The 11483-nt window shown below is 62.4% G+C and carries 8 protein-coding genes; all 8 read right to left on the reverse strand.

The genetic code is table 11. The features are described from left to right. Positions 1–4 precede the first annotated feature (4 nt). Complete coding sequence (locus tag ACFPN2_RS27500) at positions 5–406, reverse strand: antitoxin Xre/MbcA/ParS toxin-binding domain-containing protein (protein ID WP_380602612.1); 402 nt, start codon at positions 404–406, stop codon at positions 5–7. Then, positions 382–873 carry a hypothetical protein gene (locus tag ACFPN2_RS27505; protein ID WP_380602614.1) on the reverse strand — a complete coding sequence of 164 codons (492 nt, stop codon included), beginning with the start codon at positions 871–873 and terminating at the stop codon, positions 382–384. Before ACFPN2_RS27505 ends, ACFPN2_RS27500 begins: the two co-directional genes overlap by 25 nt. A gap of 99 nt (positions 874–972) precedes the next feature. Further along, positions 973–3183 (reverse strand): CHASE domain-containing protein, encoded by a 2211-nt coding sequence (locus tag ACFPN2_RS27510; RefSeq protein WP_380602616.1) that lies wholly within the window; start codon positions 3181–3183, stop codon positions 973–975. 88 nt (positions 3184–3271) lie between these two features. Continuing rightward, positions 3272–4660, reverse strand: coding sequence for an MmgE/PrpD family protein (locus ACFPN2_RS27515; protein WP_380602618.1), 1389 nt, complete (start codon positions 4658–4660; stop codon positions 3272–3274). A gap of 2 nt (positions 4661–4662) precedes the next feature. Next, positions 4663–5985 carry an MFS transporter gene (locus tag ACFPN2_RS27520; RefSeq protein WP_380602620.1) on the reverse strand — a complete coding sequence of 441 codons (1323 nt, stop codon included), beginning with the start codon at positions 5983–5985 and terminating at the stop codon, positions 4663–4665. A gap of 18 nt (positions 5986–6003) precedes the next feature. Then, positions 6004–7983, reverse strand: coding sequence for an alpha/beta hydrolase domain-containing protein (locus ACFPN2_RS27525; RefSeq protein WP_380602622.1), 1980 nt, complete (start codon positions 7981–7983; stop codon positions 6004–6006). A gap of 655 nt (positions 7984–8638) precedes the next feature. Next, positions 8639–9781, reverse strand: coding sequence for a CapA family protein (locus tag ACFPN2_RS27530; protein ID WP_380602624.1), 1143 nt, complete (start codon positions 9779–9781; stop codon positions 8639–8641). Beyond that, entirely contained in the window at positions 9766–11298 is a 1533-nt protein-coding gene (locus ACFPN2_RS27535) for a tannase/feruloyl esterase family alpha/beta hydrolase (RefSeq protein ID WP_380602626.1), read from the reverse strand. The genes ACFPN2_RS27530 and ACFPN2_RS27535 overlap by 16 nt, the downstream gene beginning before the upstream one ends. Positions 11299–11483 lie beyond the last annotated feature (185 nt).

An 11483-nucleotide genomic window follows, 5' to 3' on the forward strand; every position in this document is an offset into this window, starting at 1 on the left:
GATCTCAGTGCTCGCGCCGGCTCGCAGGCGGCATGCGCAGCTCATGTTTGCGCACGGCGCTCAGATAGCGATGCACGCGCTCGGCGCCCGGTGTGCCCAGCAGATCGACGGGCCGACCGCCCAGCGTTTCGTTCGATGTGCCGAGCCAGTCCTTCGCACGCTCGACCGATCCCAGCACTTCGACGATCGTGCGGAACAGGCCAACGAGCTGAAGTGCGCCCTGCCATTCTGGCCGCTGCGGATCGAGCACGCGCTCGCCCGCCTGCAACCGGGCCGTTTCATCGGCAGGCAGCTGGAGCAGCGACGGCAATTCCGCTTTGAGATTGAGCTGATCCACGGCGCGAAGCATCGCCTTGGTCAGCAAGGCGGGCGATAACTGACTCAAATCTTGACGGTCTGCAGCCACGCTTTGGCCTCATCCAACTGCTCGAAGGATCGCACCGTGATGCCGACCGGCGCGCCGGACATGACATTCGCCACGGACTGTTTACCGAAAAATCCATTCGGACACTTGCTCGCGGCGGCCTTCAGGCCCGCCTCGAGCGCCCGGGGAAACCAGTCCTCGCGCAGCCAGCCTTGATCGTCGACCGGAATCACCGCGAGCGCACTGTCGTCGCCCAGGATCTTGTGTAAAGCATGTCGTCGCAGCAGATCGAGCGCGCACTCGTGCACGAAACGTAGCTGCGCGCTGGTGGCATAGCTGCCCCAGGCCAGCACGACGCAGGGAATGCCGGTGTCCACCGTGACCCGGCAAATGGGATTGTCCGCGATATTTGCGACCAGCCTGGCACCGTCGCTGGATTCCGTCCGGACCGCTTCCGTGAGTTGCCGCAGGGATTCCGTTGCCTGCCCTCGCCGTGAACCAACCGTCATTTCGCCGCGACCGCCCTCCCAACTTCGTAGGCGCGATCATAGTTCGATATGTGCTCCGCGGCGACCCTGGCTGTTTTACCAGTTCCGCGACCCGCGCGATCAGGCCGCGACCGGCGGGCACTCCGGCAAGATGAAATAGAACGTCGCCCCCGCGCCGGGCTGCGACTCGGCCCACACTCGTCCGCCGTGCTTTTCGATCACGGACTTTACGATGGTGAGGCCCAGGCCCGTTCCTTCGAATTCGCGCTCCGAGTGCAGGCGCTGGAATGCGCCGAACAGACGAGGCGCATATTTGGGGTCGAATCCAACCCCGTTGTCGCGGACGAAGTAAGCACGATCGCCGCCCTCCACATCGGTCGCGCCCACCCAGATCTCCGGAGTCGCGCGCGTCTGCGAGAACTTCACCGCGTTGGCAATTAAATTTCGCAATGCCAGCGTCAACAGGCCCGCATCGGCGCGCACGCATTCGGACGGCCGCAGGGCGATGTGCACTTCCGCCGGCGGTTGCGGATTCACCTCCGACACCACTTGCCGCATCAGATCGCCGAGCTCCAGCTCCTGGGTCTGCAGTTCGCGCTGACTGACCGACGCGAGCTTGAGCAGATTGTCGATGATCGCGTCCATGCGCCCGGTCGTGGCCGCAATCGCGTCCAGGTCGCGCTGAACCTGCGGCGTGATCGACTTGCCAAGGTCCTCCGCCAGCATCGACGAATACCCTTTGATCGCACGCAGCGGGGCGCGCAAGTCATGCGACACGCTGCGAGTGAACGCTTCGAGATCCCGATACGCGGCTTCCAATCGCCGGTTCGCTGTTTCCAGCTCCTGCGTGCGCTCGCCGACACGATGTTCGAGCGTGGCGGTGAGCAGCTTGACCTGCTCCTCTTGCTGTCGCCGGGCGGTGATATCGCGCAACGATGCAAAGAACACGGTCTGGCCCCGCCGCAAGGTGGAAGCAATCGAGATGGCCACAATGATGCCGGTGCCATCGCGCCGTACTGCCGGCATCTCGACGCGCTTGCCGAGCACCGTGTGCTTGCGAATGTGAAAGTTCCTGATCGCGTTGATGTGCGCCTCGCGCAAGCTCTCGGGCACGATGATTTCGGCGAGCTGGCGTCCGAGCACTTCGTCCTTGGTCCAGCCGAAGGTCTGCACCGCTTGTTTGTTCCATTCCAGAATGCGGTCCTGCCCGTCGATGACGATGAACACTTCCAGCGAGTTTTCCAGAATGGTCGCCGCGTCCCGCTCTTGTTCGAGCAACCGCTCATCGGCGAGCACGCGCTCCCGGAGGACGTGCCGGCTGCGGGCCATTGCGAATGCCAGGCAGCTCAACAACACCGAGCCGCACGCGCCGACCATCCACACGACCCACACCGGCACGAGCTGATTGTTCTTGATCATCGACGCCGTGGCGGCGAGACGCAGCGTCCAGGCATGGCCGCCCACGACGACCTGCCGAAGAATGAACACGGATTCGACGACGTGTGCATCTTTACCGGCGCGTCGATACAGCAGCTCGCCGGGGCGCACTTGCCCATCGTCATAAACCTCGAGCTCCACGTCGCGCGGGTCGCCTTCGAAGACGCGCTCCATGAAATCGCCCGCTCGAAACGGGCTGTACACGTAACCGATCAACGCGTCGCGACGCTCTTGCACCGTGGCCGTGGGCAAGTCGCGCTGATAGACCGGCACATACATCAGAAAGCCCGGCTGCGGCTTCGAATCGATCTCCTGCACCAATGTGACTTTGCCGGACACCGCCGCCGTCCGCTCATCGCGCGCCCGCTCCATGGCGGCACGACGCACGGTCTCGCTAGCCATGTCGAAGCCGAGCGCTTGTTTGTTCCGCAGGTCGTGCGGCTCCAGGAAAATGATCGCGGTCTGCGGATGCTCTTCCCGGCCCGCCGGATTGCTCCACAACCCGGCCGGCAAAGCGCCGAGCTGGGCCGGGCTCAACTTGTCGACGACCGCGGTGAATCCATAACCCTGCACGCCGACCAGCACTTCGCCCAGATTCAAGGGCGCGACGAAACGTCGCCATTGTTCCTCGGCGACCGGCCAGGCGTTGTCGATGAAACCGGCGCCGGCGCGCAGCACCGCTTCGCAAGCCATCATTCGATCTTCGACGGCATGCTCGCTATGAGAAGCGCGCTCTTCCAGGGTGCTTTGAGTCAAGGCGCGGGCCGCCCGCTCCATGGATAGCGCGAAGGCTGCCGTCACGGCGGCTCCCAATCCCAGAATGGCCAGCGCAACTGCGCCTGGAAACAGCCATCCGGAACGGGATTGTTCGAGTTGCCCGTCGCGTACGCTCATCGGCTCTTGGTTATCCGTCCCCCGACGGTCGACACTATCGCCGAGCAGCACGACGCTACATGGGTAGAAATACGGTTGTGGGCTCCCCTCAGAGGGAACGCGCGAGCTCGCCCGCGTCCAGGGAAGTTTCCAATGTCATGATTCGCTCGACCCAGGCGTCGATGGCGACAGCGCTGGGATGCGATCGCGCCCGTTGACAACAATCGCGGAACTTGGCGATGAGCGCCGCGTCCGATGCAGGTCGGCCCGGGCTGCCGGACGGTTCATCGATTTCGAGCTTCACTGGATTACCGCCGCGCAGCTCGAGTTCCACCGAGCCACGCAATACATCCGGGCCAGAGGCAGGACGCGAGGGCTCGGCCGCATATTGCACCCGACCGGCGAGATCGAGTACGGCGGGGTCGCTCAACGAGCTCGCCGTGAAATCATCGAGCGTCACCGTCCCTCGATGGATCGCCGTCGCCACCGTGAATGGCAGGCTGAATTTTGCGTCGATTGCCGTTGCGGGCCGGCGCTTCTGATCCACAGGCTCCGCCAGCATCAGATTGAGGCGACTGCCGACGAGGCGTGCGCTGGCGATGTCAACGGGATCGATACGGTGTTCCCGTACGAGCTGCGCCGCCGCTTCGATATAAACATGCGTGCCGCGACACGACGGCCACGGCTTGAAAGCGATCTCATCGATTTCGAAGCGCTCGCCCAATGACTGCGTGACGACCTCGGGTTCGTAAGCGCCGCGCGCATATAAAGCGAAGAAGCCGGCCCGCCCTTCGAGCGGGCGATTGAAACCTCGCACACCCTTCCGCGCGAGCAACGCCGAAGTCACACCGGTCTGTGCCGGGAACGCATCGCGAACCGCGCGAATATCGGAGTGCGGGCTGAATTTCAGCTCGGCACTGCAAGTGGCCTGGCAGAGCGTGAGCGAAAACGCGTCGACCAGTTGCGACGCGCTCAGCTTGAGTAATCGGCCAACGGCAGCTGTGGTTCCGAACGCTGCGATGATCGGCGGCGGATACCAACCGTATTCGTCCAACGGCACTCTGAGCGCGAGCCCGATTCGGCAAGCGACATCGCAACCGATTGCCAGCGCTGCGATCAACTCCCTGCCATCGATGGGGCCGAAGGCTTCGCACACCGCCAGCACGGCGGGAATGGTCGGTGCGTTTGGATGGAGGAGCGCGCGATCATGCGCGTCTTCGAAATCCAATGCATGCGCCAAAGCGCCGTTGGCGAAGGCTGCCAGCGCAGCGGGCACTCTCGTGCCGCTTGCGAATACAGTGCTCTCCGCACGACCGCCCTGCTCTACGGCGTACTCGATGAACGGTCGACACACGGGAGCGAGCCCGGTCGCAGCGAGTGAGACGCCCAGTCCGTCGAGCAAACATCGCTTCGCCATCTCGCGGGTGCGCTGAGGAATCTGTTCGTAGCCCGTGCTCGCTACGAAGTCAGCGAGCGCTTGTGAAATTGAATCTGTCATCGTTACTTGGCCGTGTCGGGCTGCAGGCTATTCGACGCGTCGTTTGGATTGTTCGGCGTCTTCGCGCGCGAGATCCAATGCAGCGTCGCGAGTGCCGCGATGTAGAAGCCCGCCAGCGTCCACACCAACCCGCCGAATGAACCGGTGGAATCATGCAAGTTGCCGATCAATGGATGCGCGACCACGCCCGAGCCACTACCGACGACCGTGATCATCGCGAACGCTGCCGCTGCGGCCCGCCCTTCGAGCAATTGCATGGCCAATGCCCAGAACACACCTTGCGCTCCGCCTGCCCCCAGACACGCCAGCAGAAACGCCACGAACGCCAACATCGTGCTCGACTCCTGCAAGGCCGCCGAGCAGAAGAATCCGAAGGTGGCGATGGCGACCGAGATTCGCAGCGGCGTGGCTCGATCCTGCACTTTGTCCGAGCTGCGACCCGCGATCAGACAGCCGATGCTGAAAGCGATCCAAGGCAAACTGTTGAGCGCGCCAACGGCGAGATTGCCGGCGCCCGACACCTGCCGAATCATCAGCGGCATCCAGATTGTCATCACATTGATGGCCAGCACCATCGTGAACAGCACGAAGCCCAGTGCCCAGACCATAGGATTGAATGCGGCCTCGCGAATGTTCCGCAGAGCGCTGGAATGCTCCGATGGATCGGCGACCTCGCTCAGTTCATCGGCGAGCCAGGTGCGCTCCTCGTCAGTGAGAAACTTCGCGTCCGCCGGCGTATCCGGAATCAGCTTCAGGCACAGCACGCCCATCAGCACCGATGGCACGCCCTCGAGAATGAACAGCGACTGCCAGCCATGGAAGTTGGCCCAATCGACATCCAGCAATGCCCCCGACAGCGGCGACGCGACGATCATCGAACACGGCACGGCGACGAAGCTCACGCCCACCGCGTAACCGCGCACGCGCTTGGGAAAGATGCGACTGATGTAATAAATCATGAAGGCGTGAAAGCCGGCCTCCGCCATGCCCAGCGCGAAGCGGTTCACCAGAAACCAGAACTGATCTGGCACGAACGCAGTGGACGTCGACACGACGCCCCATGCGCACGCGATGATTGCGAAACCGCGACTGGCACCCAGACGCCGAAGCAGTTCGGCATTAGGTGCCTGAAACAACAGATACGCCAGCGTGAACAGGCCCGAGCCCCAGCCGAACACTTCGGCGCTCAGGCCGAGCGCGTCGTTCATCTGCAGCGCTGCGAAGCCGATGTTGCCGCGATCGATCGCAAAGAAGAAATACAGCAGGAACACGATGCTCGCGACGTGCAGCATCAGCTTTCGTTCGACGCGCTTCTGAATGTCCACCGCCGCTCTCCTCGATCCTCAACGACGCGCGAGCGCCTTCTGGTACAGGTCGCCCGCTTCGGCAACGATGGCGTCCGCATCCGCGGGCAATAGCAGGCGATCCTTCACCAGCGCTTGCGCCGCTTGTTTCACCGCTTGCACGTACGCGTCCTGGGACGCATAGCGCTCTTCGACTGAAAGGCGTGGATCTCGATGTGATATCCGATCCTGACGAGTTGTAGCGAATGGCACGCTCGAGCCCGTGGCCATGCACAGGTCGCCTTCGCCGAAGCCCGGCTTGCGGACGTTCCAACCCGCGTTGGTCGCCAGCGGCACGCTCACGAAGGGATGACGAACGCCGCCTATCATCAACCCATCTTCATTAGCCTGCGGTACCAGCAGTGGATAAGAGCCCATGCGCTTCGGTGGCTCTTGGCTGAAGTCGTAATAGTGCTTCGCCGAGAACGCGCCGACGTACGTGGCCTGAGCCAACTTCGGAAACTTGTAAGCCTCCTTGGTCACGAGCTCGCCACGCGCCACGGTCGGATAGCGACTCGCTGGCGGCGCTTCGTCGTTCGTCACCCAGCGATCGAGCGCGGTGAACAGTGCTCTGGCAAAGACACTCCAATCGATCATCGCCGGCGCCGGGGCTGCGCAGAACGGCGGACTCATGCCGGGCCGAGGTGTCGCCGTGTGCTCCGTGCCAGCGAAGACGAACACGCGCACGTTGTCTGGCATCGTGAGATCGCGACCGTTCGTGTCCACATACGTGAGCGTGCCGCCGTGCCACAGCTCGTTCTCTGAATCGATATGAATGATGCGAGGACAGGTGCTTGTGGCCGAGCAACGGCGGATCACGCCGTCGGTGCGACCGCTCAAGTCATCGCGCGTCACCGGATAGCTGAAAGGAAACTCATCGCCACGCAATCCCCAACTCGTGTGCTGCGCGTCCTTGAGCCCGGGTCGCGCGAACGCTGAGTTCACCGAGTTCCGGCCGGCGCCGGAGATCACGACGTTGGCACCGTCGAGCACGATGCGACCTGACTCGTCTTCGTTGAACTCGGACACCAGCTCTTTCAGCGTGCGACCGGTCTGCGATGCGCCTAACCCGATGACCTTTTTGATGCTCGAGCGAAACGGATTTTGTTCTGCGTCGCTATATCTTAGATAAGAGACAAGATCCCGCATCGATGCCAATGCCAGTCCGTACACTACCGGCTCCTTGGCGCGATAGACGAATTCGTACAAGGCGCCAGCACTGGTGCCGGCGGGTTTGGTCACTTCAATGCGCCAGGGATCGAGATATCGCCACGAGAGTGCCGACGGCGACACGGCCGGGTCCGCGTCGCGCTCGCGCATCGTCAGCGTTCCCTTCTCGTTCACATCGGCGGCTGGATAGGAGAGATAACCGATGAACGTCTTGTCTGCGCCAACATCGAAGAACTGTTCGCGCGTCATCGCGACGACACCCTCGGCGATCGGCAAGCGAGCACTGAGCGCGGTCGAGTTTGGCGGACGCGGCAAACGACTGCCCAGCGCCACTGCCATCGGCGGCGCGTCGAGTACTGGATACTCCGCCTGCCAGCCGCTCATCACGACGCTGAAACCCGCGTTCATCAAGAAGCCGTCTCCGGCGTCGGTCGCGGCGCTGAAGTTGCCTCGCCCGGCTGCGCGATTCAACAGCCCGAGACTTAACGGACGGCCCCGATTGACCATCTCGTACACCATGCGGCCATTGCCCTTCGATAGATCGACCGGCCTCAAAATCATCACGTCCGCATCGAACGCCACGCGCCCCTGCGCGTCACGCGGCGCCTTCTGAATATTCACCAACCCCGCGTTAACTCGCGCCGCCGGATCGACTCGATAGTGCGCCACCGCGCGAATCAGCTCGTACGGCCCGACCGCTCCAAACTCGCGACCAGCAAATGCCCTCTCGGTGGATCTCACCTCGAGCATCACCAACTCAGCACGCGCCTGCCCCGCCAGCGCGAACATCGCGCTCAGGACGCACAGCATCCCCCGCCCAAACGATGACAATGCGCCGACGATGGGCCGAACTCTGGGAACCACAGCTGCCGTTCGCAATGTCGTCCGCCCGAAGCAGAACAGAACTGCAGCTGCCGTTCGCGACGTCCTCCGCCCGACGTAGAACGGAACTGCAGCTGCCATGCGCGATGTCCGCCACCCGACGCGGAACAGAACTACAGCTGCCATGCGCGATGTCCGCCACCGACGCGGAACAGAACTACAGCTGCCATGTGCGATGTCCCCCGCCCGACGCAGAACGGAACTGCAGCTGCCGTTCGCGATGTCCTCCGCCCGACGCAGAACAGAACTCCAGCTGCCGTTCGCGATGTCCTCCGCCCGACGCAGAACAGAACTCCAGCTGCCGTTCGCGATGTCCTCCGCCCGACGCAGAACGGAACCACAGCTGCCGTTCGCGATGTCGTCCGCCCGAAGCAGACCAGAACTGCGGCTGCTGTGCGCGATGTCCTCCGCCCGAAGCAGAACGAAACTGCAGCTGCCGTTCGCGATGTCCTCCGCCCGACGCAGAACGGAACTGCAGCTGCCATGCGCGACGCCATCCGCCCGAAGCAGAGCAGAACTGTCGCTGCCGTGCGCGATGTCATTCGCCCGAAGCAGACCAGAACTGCAGCCGCTGTGCGCGCTGTCATTCGACCGCCTCAAGCAATAATTCGTTGCCCGCGACAACATATCGCGCGTTCAAACCCTGGCTGGCGGTGTGCCGCTCCAAATAAGCGCGAACCTCTTCGAATCGCGAGTCGCTGGCTGTCAAAATCTCCGGCTGCGACATCGGCCCGATGAACACCGGCAGCAAGCTGATGCGCGCCGGCGCGCCCTGCGTGAGTACGCACTTCACGATCGCGCTGTGCCGGGAATCCGGAGGGAAGTTGTAGGTGATGCCGAAGTTCGGCTCCCACTCCGGATGCAACTTCTGAATCTCGCGAAAGCCCTTGCTGCGCGCGTGCTTCTCATCCATGTGCAAGTCCATCGCAAAATTACACAGGCTGTAAAAAATCGGTTTGCCCTTGTAAACGTCGACGCCTTTCAAGATGTGCGCATGGTGCCCAAGAATCACATCGGCACCAGCATCGATGGCCGCGCGGCCGACATCGCGCTGGTAATCGGCGATCACGCCGGGAATGAAATGAATACCCCAGTGCAACGACACGGCAACGAAGTCCACCTCCTTGCGAATCTTCCGAATGTCGTCGGTGAGTGCCTGCAGATCCTCTCGATTGGGAAACGTGTGGACCCGAGCAGGCGTCCCGGGCTGGTCATGTTCGACCTGCTCGTAGAGGGTCCACGCCCGCATCGGCGCGCAGCCCGCGCGATTCTCCTCCGCCCAAAATCCCATAGGCAAAATAGAGCTGTATGCGAGAAACGCGACCCGCCTTCCTTTCACCTCACAAATAACCGGCCGGCGAGCCTCGGCGATATTCGCACCGACACCGACCACGCTGAGCCCGCTCTCTCGTAACGCATGAACGGTGTCGAACATCGCGTCCGCGCCCCAATCCATGCAGTGATTGCCGGCCATCGACGCAACGGTGAAGCCCGCTCGTCGCAACGCCGGCGCCGCCGCTTTCGGACTGCGGTCCGTATGGCGAACCTGAGGTAAACGCGTGCCGCGCTCGGAAACCGGCAGCTCCAACTGCATGAATGCCACGTCCGCCTTCTGCAACGTTGGCCGCACGTAGTCGAACAACGTATCCGGATCGGGCCGGCTGGGACCAATGTCACCGACAGCATAGATCAGCACGTCATCGGGATGGCTCATGGCGCTACGCATGCAAAGTTCCCAGCCTCGTCGATACTGCCCGTGCCTTTGTAGCGAGCCACTTTCGGATACGGACACAGCGGTCGCGAGCGCTCCACCCGGCCGGCGATCACATTGCTCGCAATGATTCGTTCCGGCGCGACGCCCCGCTCCACCCACTGCTCCAGCGCCATCAACACGTCGTGCTGAGCATCGAGCACGGGCGGATCGCCGGCGTTGCCGAAACTGTTCGGACCCGGTCCGCCGCGGCAGTGATACATGCCTGGCACCATGAACAGGCGGAAGAAACTGTCCGTCTTCTGCTCGCCGACCGTTCGTTTGACGGCTTCGTAGTAGTTGATGCTGTTGTAAGGCGACGGCCCAGAGTCATCCCAGCCGTGATACAAAATCAAACGCGCGTCGCTCCTGGCGAACGGACTCAAATCGACATCATCGGAGATCAGCGCCTTCAACCGTTCACGTGCAATGGGCAGATCGCGCTCGAGAACGAACGATGCCGGGTCCCAGGCCTTATCCTGAAACACCGCGTATCGATACATGTCGGCACCGAGCTTGCCCCGCCGTTCCAGCTCGGACACCGGCAGCAACGTGCCAACGGCGGGAGGCGGATAAATCTCCTTGCCCTTCGCATCCCGCAACGGCGAGAACAATCCGCGCAGAGTCTCCACTTGATCCTTGCTCAAACACTGACCCTGCTCGGCGCCGCGGCAAGTCAGCGATGCAAAATCGAACTTGCAGGACGGCGGGTGCTCAATGAGCGCGTCCTCGACACCATCGTTCTTGTCGCAAGCGGCCACCATGCGCGCGACCGCGAACTCCATGTCTGACTGTGTCAATCGACCCGCATCGACACCGCGATTCGCGCGGCCGCTGAGCATCACGTACGTGGACATATCTGGAAAGCTCGTGCCCGGCGCGCCGGAGACGATACCGTCGTAGTCGTCCGGATATCTCTGTGCCGCGGTCAGCCCCTGCTGACCGCCATTCGAACATCCCATGAAATACGAATGGCGCGCGGGCCGCGTGTAGTACGCCTTGAGAATCTGCTTGGTCGCAGCCGACGTCAGATGCTGAGCGCGTCCACCGTAGTCTTCGATTCGTTGCGGGTGACCGAGAGCCCACGAAGCATCCATCGGCCCGCCTTTGTGACCGGTGTCCGTCGACGCTGTCGCGTAGCCGCGCTTGAGACCGTGCGCGAGCGAGCTGTAGTTGATGAAGCCCGCATAGCCGCCATTACCGACGCCCAAATGCTTGCCGTTCCAGCGTGACGGCCGCGGCAACCACACCTCGAACTCGATTTCCGTCTCGATGCGTCCTTGCACGCGACAAAACGGCTCGCTGACAGAAACGGAACCGCGAGTGAGCGTGTCGTTCTCCACACTCCAATGGGGCGCCGGCTCGATGAACGTCGCCGTGAGCTTCATATCCTTCAATGCCAACGCCTGCAAGGCCGTGCAGGATCGATCCGCCGCGTGCACACCACTCGCTGTGACCAGGGAGATCAGCAACGCCGCGACCGATTCTTTCATACCGTCCCCCAGCAAACATTTCTTACGCCGCTCCATAAGCAAATGGAGATGGCTTCATAAGCACTTCATATGGCTCGACAGCGAGAGCCCCTGAAGCGGCGACGATTGTTTTCTTCAGCCTCCGTGGCGTCAATACAAAATCACAAAATTATTTTTTTCGCGATACGACGCCAATAAATTCTGTG

Source organism: Steroidobacter flavus, from assembly GCF_042651805.1.
GTDB lineage: Bacteria > Pseudomonadota > Gammaproteobacteria > Steroidobacterales > Steroidobacteraceae > Steroidobacter > Steroidobacter flavus.

Excerpts from the sequence above, each read along its gene's own strand:
- ACFPN2_RS27510 (WP_380602616.1), bottom strand. The coding sequence starts at position 3,183 with ATGAGCGTACGCGACGGGCAACTCGAACAATCCCGTTCCGGATGGCTG.
- ACFPN2_RS27505 (WP_380602614.1), bottom strand. The coding sequence starts at position 873 with ATGACGGTTGGTTCACGGCGAGGGCAGGCAACGGAATCCCTGCGGCAA.
- ACFPN2_RS27525 (WP_380602622.1), bottom strand. The coding sequence starts at position 7,983 with ATGCTGTGCGTCCTGAGCGCGATGTTCGCGCTGGCGGGGCAGGCGCGT.
- ACFPN2_RS27535 (WP_380602626.1), bottom strand. The coding sequence starts at position 11,298 with ATGAAAGAATCGGTCGCGGCGTTGCTGATCTCCCTGGTCACAGCGAGT.
- ACFPN2_RS27530 (WP_380602624.1), bottom strand. The coding sequence starts at position 9,781 with ATGCGTAGCGCCATGAGCCATCCCGATGACGTGCTGATCTATGCTGTC.
- ACFPN2_RS27515 (WP_380602618.1), bottom strand. The coding sequence starts at position 4,660 with ATGACAGATTCAATTTCACAAGCGCTCGCTGACTTCGTAGCGAGCACG.